At 36.3% G+C, this 16941-nt stretch carries 25 protein-coding genes and 1 tRNA gene; 20 read left to right on the top strand and 6 right to left on the bottom strand.

The annotated features are described in order from the left end of the window. Positions 1 to 95: 95 nt before the first annotated feature. From prmA to QKW49_RS06770, 5 genes are all read left to right on the top strand, one after another. The gene (gene prmA / locus QKW49_RS06790; protein WP_282866794.1) at positions 96 to 1034 is read left to right on the top strand and encodes a 50S ribosomal protein L11 methyltransferase; all 939 of its coding nucleotides are present in this window, start codon (positions 96 to 98) and stop codon (positions 1032 to 1034) included. A 36-nt stretch (positions 1035 to 1070) separates the two neighbouring features. Continuing rightward, positions 1071 to 1811 carry a 16S rRNA (uracil(1498)-N(3))-methyltransferase gene (locus tag QKW49_RS06785; RefSeq protein ID WP_282866793.1) on the top strand — a complete coding sequence of 247 codons (741 nt, stop codon included), beginning with the start codon at positions 1071 to 1073 and terminating at the stop codon, positions 1809 to 1811. A 1-nt stretch (position 1812) separates the two neighbouring features. After that, on the top strand, positions 1813 to 2184 hold the full coding sequence (locus tag QKW49_RS06780; protein ID WP_282866791.1) for a response regulator: 372 nt from the start codon (positions 1813 to 1815) through the stop codon (positions 2182 to 2184). A 28-nt stretch (positions 2185 to 2212) separates the two neighbouring features. Next, the gene (locus QKW49_RS06775; RefSeq protein ID WP_282866790.1) at positions 2213 to 2590 is read left to right on the top strand and encodes a hypothetical protein; all 378 of its coding nucleotides are present in this window, start codon (positions 2213 to 2215) and stop codon (positions 2588 to 2590) included. A 106-nt stretch (positions 2591 to 2696) separates the two neighbouring features. Further along, positions 2697 to 2772: transfer RNA gene (locus QKW49_RS06770), tRNA-Ala, on the top strand. 144 nt (positions 2773 to 2916) lie between these two features. Here the strand turns inward: QKW49_RS06770 and QKW49_RS06765 are convergent. Both QKW49_RS06765 and QKW49_RS06760 read right to left on the bottom strand, forming a co-directional pair. Continuing rightward, positions 2917 to 4374 (bottom strand): site-specific integrase, encoded by a 1458-nt coding sequence (locus QKW49_RS06765; protein ID WP_282866789.1) that lies wholly within the window; start codon positions 4372 to 4374, stop codon positions 2917 to 2919. Between the two features lie 16 nt (positions 4375 to 4390). Continuing rightward, entirely contained in the window at positions 4391 to 5338 is a 948-nt protein-coding gene (locus tag QKW49_RS06760; RefSeq protein ID WP_282866788.1) for a hypothetical protein, read from the bottom strand. A gap of 230 nt (positions 5339 to 5568) precedes the next feature. Between QKW49_RS06760 and QKW49_RS06755 the strand changes: the two genes are divergently transcribed. The 9 genes from QKW49_RS06755 (at position 5569) to QKW49_RS06715 (ending at position 10490) form a co-directional block, all read left to right on the top strand. Beyond that, the gene (locus QKW49_RS06755; RefSeq protein WP_282866787.1) at positions 5569 to 5805 is read left to right on the top strand and encodes a hypothetical protein; all 237 of its coding nucleotides are present in this window, start codon (positions 5569 to 5571) and stop codon (positions 5803 to 5805) included. A 36-nt stretch (positions 5806 to 5841) separates the two neighbouring features. Beyond that, complete coding sequence (locus QKW49_RS06750; protein ID WP_282866786.1) at positions 5842 to 6333, top strand: hypothetical protein; 492 nt, start codon at positions 5842 to 5844, stop codon at positions 6331 to 6333. Between the two features lie 5 nt (positions 6334 to 6338). Next, positions 6339 to 6998, top strand: coding sequence for a CHC2 zinc finger domain-containing protein (locus tag QKW49_RS06745; protein WP_282866785.1), 660 nt, complete (start codon positions 6339 to 6341; stop codon positions 6996 to 6998). Then, positions 6907 to 8274, top strand: a complete 1368-nt coding sequence (locus QKW49_RS06740) for a DNA primase family protein (protein ID WP_282866784.1) — start codon at positions 6907 to 6909, stop codon at positions 8272 to 8274. The genes QKW49_RS06745 and QKW49_RS06740 overlap by 92 nt, the downstream gene beginning before the upstream one ends. A gap of 321 nt (positions 8275 to 8595) precedes the next feature. After that, positions 8596 to 8847 (top strand): hypothetical protein, encoded by a 252-nt coding sequence (locus QKW49_RS06735; protein WP_282866783.1) that lies wholly within the window; start codon positions 8596 to 8598, stop codon positions 8845 to 8847. Then, positions 8844 to 9074 carry a hypothetical protein gene (locus QKW49_RS06730; RefSeq protein WP_282866782.1) on the top strand — a complete coding sequence of 77 codons (231 nt, stop codon included), beginning with the start codon at positions 8844 to 8846 and terminating at the stop codon, positions 9072 to 9074. The genes QKW49_RS06735 and QKW49_RS06730 overlap by 4 nt, the downstream gene beginning before the upstream one ends. Then, a complete protein-coding gene (locus QKW49_RS06725) occupies positions 9074 to 9247 on the top strand; it encodes a hypothetical protein (protein WP_282866781.1) in 174 nt (57 codons plus the stop codon). The genes QKW49_RS06730 and QKW49_RS06725 overlap by 1 nt, the downstream gene beginning before the upstream one ends. 32 nt (positions 9248 to 9279) lie before the next feature. Further along, the gene (locus QKW49_RS06720) at positions 9280 to 10056 is read left to right on the top strand and encodes a sigma-70 family RNA polymerase sigma factor (protein WP_282866779.1); all 777 of its coding nucleotides are present in this window, start codon (positions 9280 to 9282) and stop codon (positions 10054 to 10056) included. A gap of 80 nt (positions 10057 to 10136) precedes the next feature. Continuing rightward, a complete protein-coding gene (locus QKW49_RS06715) occupies positions 10137 to 10490 on the top strand; it encodes a hypothetical protein (RefSeq protein ID WP_282866778.1) in 354 nt (117 codons plus the stop codon). A 201-nt stretch (positions 10491 to 10691) separates the two neighbouring features. Here the strand turns inward: QKW49_RS06715 and QKW49_RS06710 are convergent, their stop codons facing one another. Then, positions 10692 to 11981, bottom strand: a complete 1290-nt coding sequence (locus QKW49_RS06710; RefSeq protein ID WP_282866218.1) for an IS110 family transposase — start codon at positions 11979 to 11981, stop codon at positions 10692 to 10694. Positions 11982 to 12396: 415 nt separating this feature from the next. On the opposite strand from QKW49_RS06710, the gene QKW49_RS06705 reads away from it, so the two are divergent. From QKW49_RS06705 to QKW49_RS06695, 3 genes are read left to right on the top strand one after another with little or no spacing between them, the layout of a single operon-like run. Then, positions 12397 to 12618 carry a hypothetical protein gene (locus tag QKW49_RS06705; RefSeq protein ID WP_282866777.1) on the top strand — a complete coding sequence of 74 codons (222 nt, stop codon included), beginning with the start codon at positions 12397 to 12399 and terminating at the stop codon, positions 12616 to 12618. An 18-nt stretch (positions 12619 to 12636) separates the two neighbouring features. Further along, a complete protein-coding gene (locus QKW49_RS06700) occupies positions 12637 to 13224 on the top strand; it encodes a head maturation protease, ClpP-related (protein WP_282866776.1) in 588 nt (195 codons plus the stop codon). Between the two features lie 25 nt (positions 13225 to 13249). Then, on the top strand, positions 13250 to 13780 hold the full coding sequence (locus tag QKW49_RS06695) for a hypothetical protein (protein WP_282866775.1): 531 nt from the start codon (positions 13250 to 13252) through the stop codon (positions 13778 to 13780). Between the two features lie 139 nt (positions 13781 to 13919). Here QKW49_RS06695 and QKW49_RS06690 read toward each other — a convergent pair whose 3' ends face one another. The 3 genes from QKW49_RS06690 to QKW49_RS06680 form a co-directional block, all read right to left on the bottom strand. Continuing rightward, a complete protein-coding gene (locus tag QKW49_RS06690; protein WP_282866774.1) occupies positions 13920 to 14132 on the bottom strand; it encodes a Rha family transcriptional regulator in 213 nt (70 codons plus the stop codon). A gap of 363 nt (positions 14133 to 14495) precedes the next feature. Continuing rightward, positions 14496 to 14729 carry a hypothetical protein gene (locus QKW49_RS06685; RefSeq protein WP_282866773.1) on the bottom strand — a complete coding sequence of 78 codons (234 nt, stop codon included), beginning with the start codon at positions 14727 to 14729 and terminating at the stop codon, positions 14496 to 14498. Positions 14730 to 15290: 561 nt separating this feature from the next. Next, positions 15291 to 15500 carry a helix-turn-helix transcriptional regulator gene (locus QKW49_RS06680; RefSeq protein ID WP_282866772.1) on the bottom strand — a complete coding sequence of 70 codons (210 nt, stop codon included), beginning with the start codon at positions 15498 to 15500 and terminating at the stop codon, positions 15291 to 15293. A 171-nt stretch (positions 15501 to 15671) separates the two neighbouring features. Here QKW49_RS06680 and QKW49_RS06675 point away from each other — a divergent pair, with 171 nt between their 5' ends. From QKW49_RS06675 to QKW49_RS06665, 3 genes are all read left to right on the top strand, one after another. Next, entirely contained in the window at positions 15672 to 15935 is a 264-nt protein-coding gene (locus QKW49_RS06675; protein WP_282866770.1) for a hypothetical protein, read from the top strand. Then, positions 15932 to 16255: a hypothetical protein gene (locus QKW49_RS06670; protein ID WP_282866769.1), complete on the top strand. Its 324-nt coding sequence runs from the start codon at positions 15932 to 15934 to the stop codon at positions 16253 to 16255. Before QKW49_RS06675 ends, QKW49_RS06670 begins: the two co-directional genes overlap by 4 nt. A gap of 76 nt (positions 16256 to 16331) precedes the next feature. After that, positions 16332 to 16586, top strand: a complete 255-nt coding sequence (locus tag QKW49_RS06665; RefSeq protein ID WP_282866768.1) for a hypothetical protein — start codon at positions 16332 to 16334, stop codon at positions 16584 to 16586. Positions 16587 to 16941 lie beyond the last annotated feature (355 nt).

Genomic DNA, 16941 nt, shown 5'->3' with positions numbered 1-16941 from the left:
GACATGAAGCAAGACAATTAGAAATCACTAATGATATATCAGGTTTCAATTATTAATTGTTAATTGTTAATTGAATCACGGGGGAGCGTAAAGACTTGAAGTGGATTGAAGTAAAAGTGACAACGACACCTGAGGCATCGGAAGCAGTTTCGGGTATTATGTATGAAATGGGCGTAGGTGGTTTGTATATAGAAGATCCCAGAGATATACTTGAAGAAAAAAAGCTGCCTACAGATTGGGATTATATTGAAGATGAATTAAAAAATATGGATCCGAACCGAGTGATTATCAAGGCTTATTTATCAGAAGAGACAAATGTAAGTGAAAAAATGGTTTTACTACGGGAAAAGCTGAATAATACGGCAAAGTATTTTGATATCGGGGAAGGAAAACTGGAATTATCCGAAGTTTTTGAAAAAGACTGGGCAAATAATTGGAAAAAATATTACAAGCCGGTAAAGGTGAGCGATAGGGTTGTTATTAAACCTACATGGGAGGATTACCAACCCTCAGATCAAGATGAAATTGTCATTGAGATGGATCCGGGAATGGCTTTCGGAACCGGTACCCATGAGACTACAAAAATGTGTATACAACTCCTGGAAAAATATATTGATCCGGATATGGATATGCTGGATATTGGCTGCGGGAGCGGTATTTTAGGCATTGCGGGTTTAAAATTGGGAGCACGTTGGTGTACAAGTGTGGATATCGATGAAAATGCAGTCCGTGTTTCTGGTGAAAATGCAAGTGCAAACCATGTGGACAGCAAGATGACCATAAAGGCCGGCAACCTATTGGATGTAATAACAGATAAGTATGATATTATTGTTGCAAATATTATTGCTGATGCCATTATCTCATTATCTGAAATCATATCGCCTTATTTAACAGAGCAGGGAGTATTTATTGCTTCCGGAATTATCAAGGATAGATATGAAGAAGTAAAAGAGGCATTACTATCAAATGCATTTACTGTAGTAGATGAACTGTTTATGGGTGAATGGGTAGCAGTAGCCGTAAAAAAAGTTTAGGAATTGACAATTAGATGTTATGAGAGTGATGAAGCGATGCCAAAATTTTTTGTTGCACCTGAACAAATTGAAGGAGATAGTATCACTATCCAGGGAGAAGATGTAAATCATATTATAAAAGTACTAAGATTCAAGCCAAATGATTCCATTGTTGTTTGTGATGGAAACGGGAAAGACTATACGGCATGTATTGAAGAAATGGGTAAAAAAGAGGTGAAGGCAGTCATACAGAAAGTGATATCTTCTCAAAGTGAGCCTTCTATTGACGTAACCTTATTTCAAGGTATACCTAAATCTGGGAAAATGGAATATATTATCCAAAAGAATACGGAATTGGGGATTAACAGAATTGTCCCTGTGATGACGCAGCGGACAGTTGTTAAGATAGAAGATAAAAAAAGTTTAAGTAATAAAATGGACCGATGGCAGAAAGTTGCTTTGGAAGCCGCAAAGCAGTGTAACAGAGGTAGGATTCCTAAAATCTGTGCTCCTATTTCCTTAGAGGAAGCCATTATCCAAATGTCTGAAATGGATCTTAGTTTTATGCCTTACGAGAAAGAAGAAAATAATAGATTAAGAAATATACTAAGTGCTGCTCGGGGTGCTAAGACGATTGGAGTACTCATTGGTCCTGAAGGGGGCTTTGATGCGGAAGAAGTAGAAAAAGCCGCACAGGCAGAAGTGAGTACGGTGAGTCTAGGGCCGAGAATATTAAGGACTGAAACAGCGGGAGCTGCTGTTTTATCTATCCTTATGTATGAGATGGAGGATATTTGATATGGAAAAACTAAATATAATGATAGTAGATGATGCTATTTTTATGAGAACGCTTCTAAAGAGAATGATAGAAGAAGTAGAAGAATATACGGTTGTAGGTGAAGCCGGCAATGGACTTGAAGCGATTAAACAGGCTAAAAAACTAAAACCCGATATTATTACGATGGATATTACTATGCCTGATATGGATGGAATAACTGCGGTAAAAGAAATTCTTGCCGTTTGTCCCGATATAAAGATTATTATGGTATCGGCGATGGGACAGCAGTCGATGGTACTTGATGCGATAAAGAATGGTGCAAAAGATTTTATTGTAAAGCCTTTTGATAAATCAAGAGTTTTGGATGCGATAGGACGTGTAACCGGAAAATAACATTGCAGACTATAAAAGGAGACCTAGAATGCAAACGCAAAAAAACGATGCGATAATAAATAAATTATTGGTGGACACGCTTATTTCCATCTTTTTATCCATATCGCTATGGGTTATTTACAATGGTTATTTACACACCTCTTACGTACTTGCTATGCCTAAGGTTATGATTGCCATTTTTATCATTAGCTTGGTTGCAGGAGCAATATTTTATTGGAGGGGGATTTCCAAAAAGAACTTGATGAATGAGGTTTTTCCTTACATTATGATTTCGGCTATTTTATCAGTATGTAGTATTGCCATTTATTTTTATGTGTTCTATGCTATATATGCCTTATGGATAATTATTGCTGCCTGCTTGGTTGCAATCTTTACATATAATTTATTTAAGCTGAATATAAAATAAGCGTTTAGATAGCATGAGACTACATATCGTTGAGAAGAAATATTAGAATGGAAATCAAATAGTATTGCAAATTTATTATCAGTGTGGTAATATATTTATTGTATTTGGGGCTATAGCGCAGCTGGGAGCGCATCACACTGGCAGTGTGGGGGTCAGGGGTTCGAATCCCCTTAGCTCCACCAAATGGAACCCGCTAATCATCAATGTTAGCGGGTTTTGTTGTATCCTGAACGTTATTTACATAATGTTAAATTGACTACTATTTGACTACTGTTGTTATCAAAAGTTAATGCAAGATACTTAAAATTGCATAAAAATAACAGGCTTTACGCCTGTTTTTGTTTGCTATTCCTCTTTCTAGCTTTTTTATCTTTATTAAATAAATTGTCTAGCTTTTCTGCCGCTTCTTTGTCCGGTCTCCGGAGAGCATGGGAATATATATCGGTGGTTATAGAGGTACGAGCATGGCCTAGTCTTTTTGATACGGTGCGGACATCAACATTATTAGCAATTAATAAACTGGCATTAGTATGTCTTAGTTCATGGAATTTAAGATCTGGGAGATCATATTTAAGCCTTATCTTTTTAAACCATCTTGATGGAGTACTGGGGAATATAGGTTTCCCATCCCATTGCGTAAATAAGCGATTATGTTCTTCCCATAACCCTTCCGGATTTTCAGAAGACTGTGAATCGCCCTCGTTATCCTGGGTTCCTTGTAGCTTTGCCTTTTCTCCATTTTGCCATAGCTTATATTGGTTAATAAGTTTAACTAAAGATTTAGATATCGCGATCGTCCTGTCACTGCTTTCAGTCTTTGGCTTCTTAGTGAATACCCCTTGTGATTTTGTATATCGGCTTGCCTGTCTAAATCTAATTGTCTTATTCTTGGTGTCTATATCGCTCCACTCCAGTCCGCATAATTCACTTAGCCGGCAGCCGGTAAATAGTACAATATGAATGGCAAGCTTATATTTTATTTCTTCATTCTCAATCAAAGATAAAAGTTTCTCAGCCTGATCTTCATCATATGCTTTAGCTTCTTTCTTCTCTGCTTTTGGTAACCGGACGCGCTCGGCGGGGTTGTTCATAATTAGTTGCCAGTTTACAGCTTCCGTTAAAATGGTACTTATGGTTTTATGATGATGCTTTATTCTTTCAACCGACAGTTTTTTATCACCGTCTTGTACCTGAAAGAACTTCTCTTTTTTTATGTCCAATGCGCTGCATAGTTTATCAACAGTGGAGGACATACAGCGATTGCCTTTAACAATTTTACTTATTGTTTCCGGTTGAACATGTGCTAATTTAGAAACGTCTTCAAAGGTTTTGGCGGCCATAAGTTTTATAAACTCAGGTTTTGCAACATATTTATAATCAAGCCGCATTCCTGGCTCCTGTAGGTTATTATAGAAATCCAGTAAATGTGTCGGCTGAAGCTTGCTGAGCTTTATATGCCCAATGGCAGGAAGTATTCTTTTATTAAGCATTTCCCGGTAATTATCAAGGGTTGTTTCTTCTAGGTTCTTTTCGCCGTAATCATGCAGCCATTTTTCTGTAAGTTCAGCAAAGGTTATTTTATTACCGTCCAAAAATGTACCTTTTTCAACTGCTCTTTCGAATTCCAAAGCTAGTTTATTAAGTTCCTTTGACCACTGTTTGTCCGTCATTTCTTCAGGGCGTTTGACAGTCTTTTGTTTTATAATCTTTTTTCCTTCACTGTCATATCCGCAACTTACAGTAATTTGGTAGGAGTTTGCTCCTCTTTTTCTTATGCTCGCCATAAGTATGTCTTCCTCCTTATCTATTTGAATGATTACTCTTATTATTTCTTGCCCATACTGTACGTCTATCACAAGAGGGACAATATTTTACTCGTCCATGGTGCGCCCAGAATTGTTTATTACAATTCGCGCATTCTTTTAAATGTTTTGAGCCCTCCTGGCTATTGATTATTCCAAATAGTTGAAAATAACATAAATCTAAAAGGTCGCAGTATGATGATAGTTTTAATAATGGACTATCAATAGTGTAGTTACTATCTACAAAAGGCGAAGATACCTTTAAAAAGCATGCGTGGGACAAAATTCTATCAAATAACGTTTGGAATATGCAGCATGATAGAAATTTCGCACTTTTGTAATTATTTCCAATCTGACCTATAATCATATTAGCTTGCTCTATGGTATCTATTGGGAAAAAGTGTTCTATGTTTATTGATAACCCTTCTTCTCCTGTAGGCGTTCTATACTTTGATTTGAGTATAGGTGCCTTTATTAATGATAGGATTAAGCTTTTCATGTTTTCTATATCGTCATTTAACATTGTTATCCATAATTCAAACATGAGATGTATAGTAACCAAATCATTACATAACTGATAGTAATCTATACAAATATAATTTTCTATTTTTATTCTTTTGTTCTTGCTGCTGGATGGCATGCCATATCTATGACACCATTTTAATAAGTCTTTTTTATTAATGCTTTTAGTAATATTATCCCAATCTGTTTTTTTATCTCTGTTTATTACTTTTATAAGGCTAATAACACAGTTTTTATCATTTGAAAAATCTTTAGTTAGAGCTTTTTGTTTCAGTGCGTGTGACAAACTTAATCGTCTTAAATATGGCCTGCTTTCATATTCAAAGATATCATATTCATATCCAGGCATAGGTCCATAATATTGAGAGTTTGTTAATTGTCCAATATTAAACAAAAGTTCATTATCATAAAAATTCATATTCAAGACAAAATACCTCCAATGTGACGTAAATTTAGACGTAAACAATATATTTGTGTCTATTATTCTACCATATAATATAACCATAAGCAACAAAATAACACATTGAAAGGAGAAATATTTCATGTCATATGCGAATAGAGAGGTTCGCCAAGCTATAAGAGATTTCGGATTAAAAAGATAGAAGCTTTAGAAGTATAGAAGAACTTAGAACTAAAAACAAAGGAGGCTTAAGAATGTCTAGACGTGTTTTGATGAAGGAAGCTGCAAAGGTTACTGGACTTTCTGAATGGGAGCTGCGGACAGGTGCTAAAGCTGGAAGATATCCTCACATGAAGGTGGGTAACCGGTATATCTTTGACCTTGATATTTTAGAGGCACATATCAAGAGAATGATTGAAGATAGCATCAACCCGCAGGAATCACAAGAAAATATCAGTCAATATGGGAAACTGCGCAAAATCAATGGTTAATGCCGTTTTAAATAAAATATGAAAGGAATGCACGATATGGAAGAACTACAAGAGTTATTTGAAAGGTGGCCTATGATCCAAAAGTTAAACAATAAAGAGAGACGGTTAAAACGTCTGCGAAAAATGATCAATGATGAGGCAGACTTAGAATACAAGGTAGAATTTCTAGAGGAAATGAATACAACCCACGAGCATATAAAACAATTGGTATATCAATTCATTATAGAATATGCAAAAAGATCCAGTGATAATTTCGATGCTATTGAAAAGATAACACAGAAACGCGCTGTTATGTTCGATGAAGTCCGTCAAGCACTTGAAAAGGAACGAAAAGAAAATACTGAAGTTCTTCAAAGCATTCTTTTTGGATTAATAGAAAATCCGGTGTCAACAGTTGAAGCTCTTTTAAACATCCAGGAGAGGCAATTTAAAATTGATGGAGATGGTCAGGAGAACCTTCAGTGGACTTTGAGATTTAATTATATACCAAGATTAAAAATGGCCTGTAAACTTATATTTGGAGCATAAGATATATGAACATATTTAGAGAAGTGAAAGAAACAATCAGTGTACAGGATGCATACAAATTTTATACAAGCAATAAAACGAAAACTAAAGGCAAAATTACCTGGGGGCTATGTTGTTTTCATAATGATAAAACTCCTAATTTGGCAATGTATGAGGGCGGCGGGTTTAAATGTTACAGCTGCAACGCCGGAGGACAAGACTCTATTGCATTTGTAAGCAAATTATTTAATATCAGACCACTGGAAGCCGCAAAAAAGATTAATGAGGACTTTCAGCTTGGATTGCAAATAGGTCAATCCAATTATGGATCTACCAAAGAGATGCAGGAATATTTCCAAGACAAGAGACTTTATCAGAGATTTATTGAATGGAAAGCAAGTACATATCATGCATTATGTGAAATATATAAAGCCTGCGAATATGCAAAAAAGACGAAAGAACCCTTTTCAGATATATGGACTATCGCCTGTTACCATTCCGAACAGGCAGACTATTTACTTCAAGTTCTTTTAAATGGCAATATACACGACATTATACAGATTTTCAAGACATACAAAGGGAGGTGGATAGAGATTGAGGGAGCCGCCGAGCAATGTTGTACAGCTTTTAAAGAAAGAGCTATCAAAGAAAGATTTGCAGGACTTGGATTCAATGCTTCAGAGTAAAGATGAATCCAAGAAAGATAAAAAGGAGGATAATCCTTATTTTGAGGGAAAGGTTTTTATTCCAAAGTTTCTAGCAGATGAATTAATGAGCAAGTATCAATTTAAATATGCAGTTGATATTCTTTGGGTATATCAGAACGGTGTATATAAGCCGGTAGGAGAAACATTCGCAAGGATAGAAGCGCAAAAGCTGCTAGGAAAGCATACCCGGTCGAACAGAGTACAAGAGACTATTGATTATATAAAGCGCGCTACGGTTGATGATATACCAAAGCCGAATGCTAGATATATAAATGTTCTGAATGGCAGATTAAACATTGAAAAAATCGAACTACAACCGCATGACCCAAGTATATTCGATATTATTCAAATACCGGTTACTTATGATGCTGAAGCTACCTGCCCCAACTTTAATACTTACCTGAAAACCACTCTAGGGGATGAGATGATTGCTTTGGCAGAAGAGGTATTCGGATATGTATTACTACAAAGCCAGCGTTTTGAAAAGGCTATTATGCTCACCGGAACCGGGAAGAATGGGAAAAGCGTATTCCTAGATGTTATTCAATATATGTTAGGTGAAGATAATGTTTCAAATGTACCACTTCAAGAGTTAGAAGAAGATAAATTCTCAAAGGCTGAATTGCTCGGAAAACTCGCCAATATATTCAGCGATATCCCTAAGATGGCAATGAGAGAGTCCTCTAATTTCAAGAGTATCGTATCCGGTGACGTGATAACGGCTCAAAGAAAATTCGGACAACCATTTAAATTTAGACCAACTGCAAAACTACTGTTTAGTGCAAATGAACTTCCAAGAACTTATGATAATTCTTACGCTTTTTTCAGACGGTGGATTATCATACCGTTTAACAAGACTTTTGACGGACAGCAAGCAGATAAAAGCCTAAGAAGCAAGTTGAAAAAAGAGCTATCCGGGATACTTAACAGATCATTATTAGGATTAATGCGGCTCTTGGTGAATGGAGAGTTTACCACGCCGGTAGCAGTACAGGAGGCACTTGAAAAATATAAATCTTATAACGATACTGTCGCAGCGTTTTGCGATGAGTGCGTGGAAGCAGAGTACAGTGGAAAAGTTACCAAACAGGATTTCTATAATGCTTACAAAGCATGGTGTCAAGAGCAAGGCTTGCATCCAGTAAGCCAGCGCAAAGTGAAAGAATCGTTAATCCAGAAATATCCGAATCTTGATGAGTACAGGCCAGGGCAAAACGGTTCTTGGCATTGGATAGGAATACAACTGATAGGATAGCTCGCAAGGATTAGCAAGGATCTCGCAAGGATAAAAAACAAAGGTTGCGAGCTGGAAGCCACATAAATACAGGATTATGCAAGGATTCGCAAGGAATGCAAGCTTTTTACTACTCTAAGAGAGAAAATAAAAAGAAAAAAATATATATAAATAATAATAAAAAAAACGTTGTGAAGCTTGCGAAAGGTTGCGAAAGTCAGTAATATCAATGGTTCTATCTCGCAAGGTTCTAAAAATATCCTTGCTAAAAGGTTGCGAAAGCTTGCGAGACTATATCTAAAAAATAGAAAGGATTGATTAATGATGACCTGGGAGCAAATAGTGAAGATTGAACCTGAGTTGCAGAGCTTATATAATCGGGCACTTTTATATAGAGGATCTAAATGCCATGATTTTTGCGCTAACCGCGTATGGTATGGGAAAGGAGGACTAAAACAAAAGCTATGTACTTTGGTGGGATTCGATGCAAATAAGCCGGAGTTGGTTAACTCGGAAGCTTATGATATTGCATATAGAAAGATATACAATGCTTTGCCGACTTATAAGCATCTGAATGGAGGTTGCGGAGCATGATAGACGTGATTGAAAATCTTAAAAAGTATTATAATAGCCTGCTGCGCTTTACTAAGTCAGTAGAAAAAGAGCTGGATAGTAAAGGGGATGCAGCAACAGAGCAAGATCTGGAAGGATACCGGGCGGTATGTGACTTGCTGAACCAAATATATAGAACATTTGAAGAAAGATTTAATCACACTATGACACCGGAAGAAGTCTTAGAGGGGTTTAAGGGAGTGAAGTGATGGCGCAGAATAAACAGTTTGTATTGCAATGCAGTAAATGCGTGCTAGTTGTTTATGAAAATGAACTTTTTAAACTTCCGCAGGATATTTTGATGGAGGCCATTAAAAGGGGGAAAGGGCATAAGAGAGCAGCGGCAGCAGAAAAACGGAATATAAAAGGAGGTGACCCATGATAGTGAAAATAAAATTGAAGGAGTTTTAGGTCATGAATACTCAGAATGTAAGCAATGAGGCTCTTATAGAAAATGCGGATAGAGGTGAGAAATATGCAATAGAGCAGCTATATAAGAACAATCTAGGGATGATTAACCGCATATGCAATTGGATTGCTAAAGATCCACAGGAAAGTGAGGATTTATTACAAGAAAGTTATATTGCCTTAGTAAAAGCCGTAAAGCATTATAACCCAGCTAGAAATATAAAGTTTATCAGTTACTATACTACAGCCTTAAAAAGACATCTTTGGAGATATGTAAAAGTAACTCGGCTTAATGCTGATTCACTGGATGAGGATTTACCGGACAGGGATAATCTCACTTTAGTAGACACCTTGGAAGATGAAAGTTTGATGGCTCATGAAGAAGCTGCCGCATTAGAAGAATTGAAAGAGGCAATTGAAGAAGCATTAGAAAAACTTCCAAGCCGCGAAGAACAAATTATCAGAAATTACTATTATGCAGGAGATGCTACCAGGGATATTGCAGAAGCTTTTAAGATATCTACAGAAAGAGTGCATCAAATAAGAAGAGCAGGGCTGAGTCGATTAAGAATGAAAGGAAAATTGCAAAAATTATGGGAAGAGTATGCAGGCCCATGTATTGAAAGTACCGCATTTGCAAGTGGTTTAAATAATTTTAAATACACTTTTACAAGTTCAACCGAAAGAGCCGCAATGACGCTGATGGAAATTGAAGAAGAGGTTAATAAGATCATCGAAAGATTGGGGTCTAATACTCCCCCCCATAAAAATGGCCGTGGTTAAGCCACGGAGACCGAAGGTGAGCAACAATTTTACTGCGTGATACACACATAAGGGGTGTAGTACAGAAAGGAAGCGATTCTTTGAAAAAATCAGATAAACATAAAAGAATATCAGCAGAAATAAAACGGCTGAATTCTATATTTGAGAATATTGATGAAAGTAAGTTGAAAATAGCAAAGTCTCTAATTGAAAATGCAGCTTTTATGACAGTAACGCTAGAAGATCTGCAAGAAACTATAAACAAAGATGGGGTTGTATCCGAATATCAGAATGGCGAAAACCAATGGGGGACAAAAAAGTCTCCTGAGGTTGAGATATATAACACTATGATTAAAAACCATTCAAGCATAATTAAGCAACTTACAGAATTGGCCCCGGAGGATATGATCGAGACAGATGAACTACTTAACTATATAAATGGTGCCAGAAAATAACTGAGAGAATGATGGCACTGGAATATAACAATAAAGATTAAGACCAGCTAATTGTTGTCAATAGGTTTTAAGAAATTTTCTTTAAAAATATTTTAAAGCAAGTGCCTTGAATATAGGCATGACAACAAAACCACCTACTTTTGGTAAACATAAAATAGCCGGTCTCTGGACATTGAAAACTAAACATTGAGCATGTATGTATTAAGCCGCTGAATTCTTTGCTATAAGCATTTTTGCATGTTCTTCAGGCATTCTTAAAACAAATGGTTTTCTATCTCTGAGAACAGCAAAGATGATTGAAACCAGCTTATGCATTACTGCACCTAGTGCTACTTTTTTAGGCTTACTTAGGCATTTTTTTCGGTAGTATTCATACAATACCGGATTGTGTTCCTGGCCATTACGTTTCTTACGTACATTAGCCAGAGCGGTCGTGAAAACTACTCGTCTAAGCAATCTAGGACCCCGTTTGGACATCTTGTTTTCAGTACCTTCAAATTGACCTGATTGAGTAACAGAGGGGTCTACACCGAAGTAAGCAACCAGCTTGTCCGGCTTGGAGAAAGCACTAAAATCTCCGATTTCAGCTATAATAGTAGCTGCAGTCAGTAGTCCGATACCGGGGATGGAGCACAGTAGTTCGATCGTCAAAGATAGAACCGGCATATCCTTTGAAGCATCCTTGTCCAAAAGCTCGTGGATAGCTTCAACGGCTGCATCCAGAGATTGCATCAAGGTTTTAATCATGACAATATTGGCTTTAAGCATTGCAGCATTGGCAATGGAATTAATGCTCAAAGGCTTGAAGTTGCTGGCCTTGGAACAAAGTGATTCGTATTTACCTGTAGCCCATTTAATGTTTTTCCTGGCGGTCTTTTGTATAAGAGAAATCAATTTCTGTCTATCGGCTTTGAGGATATCCTCAGGTGTAGGATATTTTTCAAGAATCGCTAGTGCAGTGCAGGAGGAAACATCCTTGAAGACTTCGGTAAAGCTTAAGAAAAGCTGGTCAACAATACCCAAGAGCCTGTTCTTATAGGCAGTAAGCTGGTCAGAAAGCTTGTAGTAGTGGCGGCAAAGGCTTCTTAGGCAATCTATGTCTTCGTGAGGAATATTGGTGGTTTTAAGCTGTCCGAAACGGTACAGTAAGGCAATCCTCTTAGCATCCACTTTATCATTTTTTACTTTCCTAACCCGAATATTTTTGATAGAATCAGATTGGATGGGGTTTATGACGCAAACCTCATATCCATTCTTCGTGAGGGTTTGGAAAAGGATTTTGTGGTAATGGCCGGTGGATTCCATGATGACGACAGGCTTTGCTTCAAACTCCTTTTCTGCTTTTCTAAGGAGCTCAAAGGCTCTGTCAAAGTTGGAATAGGCATCATGGTTAATCCGGATGCGGGCATACACCTGATTTGAAGGTGAGAGAATTGCCATCTCTGAGAACCGCTTACCCACATCGATCCCGGTAACAGGAACCTGGTTCATAAAAAAGCCTCCTTCATTTTTTTGTATTGTGGACAATGGAGCATCCATTCCTACTCCTGTAAGTATGCAACCTAGCATGTGACACGAGGAACCAGCTAAAAAGCCGGCCTCAACCAGCCAAATCATGTAAACTTACCGGAATGGATAGACAGTCTTAATTACGGGTAGTCGTCTCCATGAGGAGCCGTCCCAGGAGGAATTCCATCAACCCTCCGAGTCCGAAAAGCATTATACATGATTGTCAAGGTACAGGCCAGCCAAATACTGGCAGTAGGCTAAGGTGAGAAGCCTATTGATTTGCTTAAGGTTTAGATACGATATGTTCAAAGTTATGTTAAGTATTAAGATTTGGTAATTCCAGCAACTAAAGTGTTGCTGATTGATTACAACTATATTGTACTAGGAGTAATGTAAAATGGAAAAAATGACACATAAAAAATTATCAAATGAACAAATCATGGTACTTGAAGCATGGGCAGAAAATAAAAAGAAAACTGCAATGACTGATACAGAAAAAACCATCGTGGGCACCATTGAAACAATGAAACAGAATAACTGGAGAGGCTACAGAGTTGATAGTAAAGCTACTACCAAAGAAGAGGCACAAAGAAAGTTAGATGAATTAAGAAGAAGATAACTTAAGGGGGCTATGGCTATGGCGGTAATAAATATCAAGGGTTACATAGTGTCCAGTGATGAACAATGGATATATGATTGGCTCAATATGGAAGCGACAAGTCCTAAAAAGGTAGATGAAGAAATAGAAAAAGCGAAAGGCGAAGATCTAGAAGTGTATGTAAATAGTCCTGGAGGTCATGTCTTTGCTGGATCTGAAATATATACCACGTTAAAATCATATCCCGGGAATGTAACAGTAAAGATTACAGGGTTAGCTGCTTCGGCTGCAAGTGTTATCGCAATGTCAGGTAAAAAAGTCTTAATGTCTCCCACATCACAGCTTATGATGCACAATGTAAGTTCAAGAACCTCAGGGGATTACAGAGACATGGAACACATGGCAATGGTATTGAAAAATACCAATGACACAATTGCAAATGCCTACCGGCTTAAAAGCGGCATGAGTCAACAAGAGTTATTGAAGTTCATGGATAAAGAAACATGGCTCACACCGGACCAGGCTTTAGCATATGGGTTAGTAGATGGAATAATGTTTGAAGAAGTTAGCGCCAAACAGATGGAAACTCAATTAAAGCTATTGAAAATGAAAGAAAAAAGAATCTAATAAATTATAAAGGAGATTACCAACTATGAAACAAAATTTAAACGATACCGAATTATTATTAACTGATGAAGTTCAGAAAGAAAGCAGATTATACCTTGAGGAAATTGATAAAGTACATGAATTAAAAATAAAAATGAAGAATAAAAAGAGTGCTGCAGGTGCCGAGATTCCAAGGCTTGAAAGAGAATTAGCTGAAATGGAAACGCAGTACATGTTTGAAACAGATAAAAATAAGCTTCAAGAATTAGCACAGAAAAAGAAAGATATTCGATATGAAATAGATGAATATAAAAGCATTCTTAAAACTAAGTGCAATCCGGTTATTAAAGACATGCTTAAAAGCACAGTAAAATACAGAGAAAAGGCAGAGAGAGAAAAGGCCAAATTTGATAGTCAGATTAGCAAAAAAATTCAGGAATATAACACTCAAAGACAAGAATTCGAGAAAGCTATACGTGAGAAGATTGAAGCACTTGAGAAACTCCAACGTAGCCATAAATATAATCAGGCTTCAGCAAAACACATGGGGATCCTGATGGATAAAGCGGACTGGTAAAATAAATATTGTCTTGGGTGTTGAGACGGTAAAGCGCATATCTGACAGCCGGTTTGAGGCCTGAATGCAAAATTTCAAACGGACTACCAAAATCATCTTTATTTCGTACAGATTGCTTCTATTATTTCATTTGCCGGGGTTAAAGTACCCCGGTTTTTTTTATTTGTGCAGTGGTATTTGACTCCTCAAAATTGAGGGCTGAAAATTCTTTACTGCAATCTAATGATTCAATATCTCTCAAAACATTGTCGTGTCTTTTATCAAATTTTTCAGCAATCTTACGACTGCTTACTACCGGAATTCTTCTTTTTTCCGTTACTCCAAAATCATCTACTGGGATTAAATTGCTCATACTAACCTCACTTTCTCAAATACTCCCAACTTTTCTGCTATCTAAATATGCTCTTAGATCAGTTGCAAATACCCTTATGCGGTTTTTTGCCTTGGTGTGCGGTAACTCGCCTTTCTTGAGCATGTCATTTACAGCACAATGGCCAAGACCGAGATGTCCGCATACCTCTTTTTATTACCGACGAAATTCGTCGGAAGTAATAAAAGGTCGGCACGAATTTCGTACAGACCTATGGTTTTAGTGAAATTACAAATAAATATCTTCTCTTCTCATCGGTTTAATTCTTTGCCATAAGTGGCAATTGAATTGTATTATTTTTATCGATGTACCCTTTTACTCCTTGAATTATAATTAGATTTGGTATTAAACCTCCTCCTTCCTGACTTCATCAAGGCAGCTATTAATTCCCAGATACTCATAAAATAATTTAGGACTTATATGATATGTCCATAGGCTTGACATTTTTATTGCTTTACCAAATGGAAGTTCGCCTCTTTGGAGTCCTAATCTTACAAATTGCTGAGATTTACCCATAATTTCTGCTGCCTCTTTAATTGGTATATTTTGTTTTTTAACTTTCGTTTTCTGTTCACTCATTGCGCATCATCTCCTCTAATACTTTTTAATATCGGCATTATTTTTTCATAAATAATTTTCTTTGCTACTTCAACTTTCAAATATGAATTTACCAGCTGCCTTTGAACTTCTCAAGCTAAATCATCAGTAAAATATTCTACTAGCATTAGATAACCTGATTCGGTTATAAGTATTACTCTTGCAGGAGTTTCACCTTACGGTTTCTCAATGCCAAGTCGACGAATTTCGTCGGGAGTAATCTTTGTATCTAAGATTCTATGTCGACTTTAAAGAAATTTTTGTATCTTCTTCGCTATTGCTGACACCAAACATGCTACTACATTTTTTCCCATGATTGTCCTGAAAAAAATAGCCAATCCAAAATTGGATTTACCTAGCTACTATGTTTTATTTTTGAAGATGTTCTACCTTCTTAAAAAGATCTTAATTATTTGTAGAGGATGTAACGCCACTGTCGCATGTTTTAGTTAGGGCAACGCAGAAAACTATATCGTAACCTCTTACGAATATTTAACAGTTAATGTTATTATTTACCATTGACTTTATATTTATTCGTTTATTTTATTTTTTATCAGGTATATATTCTAGTAGATCGGATATAGAACAATCAAATGCCTTACATAATTTGTCTAAATGCTCAACTGCAATGTGTTTTACAGTTTCATGATAGTAAGTGCTAATAGTAGCTGCTCTAATACCTGTTTTATCTGCTAAATCTTTTTGAGACATTTTATGTGTTCCGAGCAAATTAGATATTTTAATTTTGATCATTATATTTTCTCTCCTTTGATTACTAATATAGTAAATATTATACATAAAACAATATTATTATTCAATACATGATAATAAAATTACGATAAAGGTATTGACTAATTACGAAAATAGTAATATAATTCTAAATATAGTAATAATCATGGACGCGAATAGAAGGAGGCATGCAGAGTGCTGTTATTTAAAATGCTAGATGGAAATAAGTTTGATGATATGCTTTTTGGTTTCTTGAAAAATAATACAAAGCTTAAAAAAGCCCAGGATGAATTTGAACAGCAATTGGAGAAATTTGACTTTGATACAAATGATAATATAGCATCTTCACATGCGGAAATAGTAAGTATTGTTACTGAAAGTGTTTACCAAAAAGCATATCAAGACGGACAGCGTGATTTAATAAGTTCTCTTTTGAATGGAGAGGGGGATATACAATGAAACAATGGTTCTACTGCCCTCATGATGGCACAAAACTGTGCCAGGTAACACCGGAAGCGAAAGGAGTATTTGTATACTGTAAAAGGTGTAGACGTCAAATAGAAGCAAAATACAACCCTTCAAATGGACAAGATAGTCCTTCTGAAGAACAGCCGATTGACATTATTGATATGCTAGATGATGAAGTATTAAAGGAATTGGAAGGAAAGAATCTTTTGTTTTACGATCCACATCATGGTAGTGCATATCGTCTTAACAAAGCTCGGCAACTGGATATATTAAGGTTATATAATTCTTATACAACAATTCTGCAGCTATGATATGTGAATGCCTAAACCACACGGAAAGGAAATAAACTGAAGATTATAAAAAACAAAAGAGGGGAGCAAGTGCATAATGAAAGAACTTATAAGAAGCAGAGAAGAGGGCTTAATAGAGAGAGAAGTATATGAGTTCGAAAAGATATACGAAAAAACTACACTTACCATGACACCGCGCTACCTTATATCAAGAGTTTTTGATCGTGTTATGCGCAAATATAAAAGCATGGGTATCGCGTTGGGATCAATCTATCAGCTAGGGTATATTTACGGAATGAGAGCGGAGCGTAAGCGTAGAAAGGAGAGATTAAATGAAAAAGGTGTGGTTTAAAATCGTATCTTTTAAATATTCTTTGTAATGAACAGTCCTGGGGAGACCTGGGACTTATTTTTTTTGTTTACACTTTGTTCATAAAATATCTACATTTAGGTGATACTATATTAATAAGGCAACTGACAAACTTTTTTTCATTTCTCCTCCTTTTTTCATACAGGCGTTAAGCTTTTTATATATAAAGAGATCGTCCGGGTAGGGCGATTTTTTGTTTGCAAAAGGTGGTTTAGCGTATGTGCATATAGCGAATTTGGTTATTACGTTAACACAATATATTGAAGCGTATTTAGTTTCTGTTCGATATCTAGTGGCTTTAATTTATGATTAAAATATAGTATAATTTAAACAAGTA

The sequence above is a fragment of the Petroclostridium sp. X23 genome, from assembly GCF_030013905.1.
Classification (GTDB): Bacteria; Bacillota; Clostridia; order SK-Y3; family SK-Y3; genus X23.
This window is presented reverse-complemented; position numbering and strand designations above follow the sequence as displayed.

Bases quoted from the DNA above. Each gene is read 5' to 3' on its own strand.
- QKW49_RS06755 (WP_282866787.1), top strand. From the start codon at position 5,569: ATGTCTAGACGTGTTTTGATGAAGGAAGCTGCAAAGGTTACTGGACTT.
- QKW49_RS06750 (WP_282866786.1), top strand. From the start codon at position 5,842: ATGGAAGAACTACAAGAGTTATTTGAAAGGTGGCCTATGATCCAAAAG.
- QKW49_RS06710 (WP_282866218.1), bottom strand. From the start codon at position 11,981: ATGAACCAGGTTCCTGTTACCGGGATCGATGTGGGTAAGCGGTTCTCA.
- QKW49_RS06725 (WP_282866781.1), top strand. From the start codon at position 9,074: ATGGCGCAGAATAAACAGTTTGTATTGCAATGCAGTAAATGCGTGCTA.
- QKW49_RS06785 (WP_282866793.1), top strand. From the start codon at position 1,071: ATGCCAAAATTTTTTGTTGCACCTGAACAAATTGAAGGAGATAGTATC.
- QKW49_RS06700 (WP_282866776.1), top strand. From the start codon at position 12,637: ATGGCGGTAATAAATATCAAGGGTTACATAGTGTCCAGTGATGAACAA.
- QKW49_RS06680 (WP_282866772.1), bottom strand. From the start codon at position 15,500: ATGATCAAAATTAAAATATCTAATTTGCTCGGAACACATAAAATGTCT.
- QKW49_RS06720 (WP_282866779.1), top strand. From the start codon at position 9,280: ATGAATACTCAGAATGTAAGCAATGAGGCTCTTATAGAAAATGCGGAT.
- QKW49_RS06745 (WP_282866785.1), top strand. From the start codon at position 6,339: ATGAACATATTTAGAGAAGTGAAAGAAACAATCAGTGTACAGGATGCA.
- QKW49_RS06775 (WP_282866790.1), top strand. From the start codon at position 2,213: ATGCAAACGCAAAAAAACGATGCGATAATAAATAAATTATTGGTGGAC.
- QKW49_RS06685 (WP_282866773.1), bottom strand. From the start codon at position 14,729: ATGAGTGAACAGAAAACGAAAGTTAAAAAACAAAATATACCAATTAAA.
- QKW49_RS06670 (WP_282866769.1), top strand. From the start codon at position 15,932: ATGAAACAATGGTTCTACTGCCCTCATGATGGCACAAAACTGTGCCAG.
- QKW49_RS06705 (WP_282866777.1), top strand. From the start codon at position 12,397: ATGGAAAAAATGACACATAAAAAATTATCAAATGAACAAATCATGGTA.
- QKW49_RS06765 (WP_282866789.1), bottom strand. From the start codon at position 4,374: ATGGCGAGCATAAGAAAAAGAGGAGCAAACTCCTACCAAATTACTGTA.
- QKW49_RS06780 (WP_282866791.1), top strand. From the start codon at position 1,813: ATGGAAAAACTAAATATAATGATAGTAGATGATGCTATTTTTATGAGA.
- QKW49_RS06665 (WP_282866768.1), top strand. From the start codon at position 16,332: ATGAAAGAACTTATAAGAAGCAGAGAAGAGGGCTTAATAGAGAGAGAA.
- QKW49_RS06730 (WP_282866782.1), top strand. From the start codon at position 8,844: ATGATAGACGTGATTGAAAATCTTAAAAAGTATTATAATAGCCTGCTG.
- QKW49_RS06690 (WP_282866774.1), bottom strand. From the start codon at position 14,132: ATGAGCAATTTAATCCCAGTAGATGATTTTGGAGTAACGGAAAAAAGA.
- QKW49_RS06695 (WP_282866775.1), top strand. From the start codon at position 13,250: ATGAAACAAAATTTAAACGATACCGAATTATTATTAACTGATGAAGTT.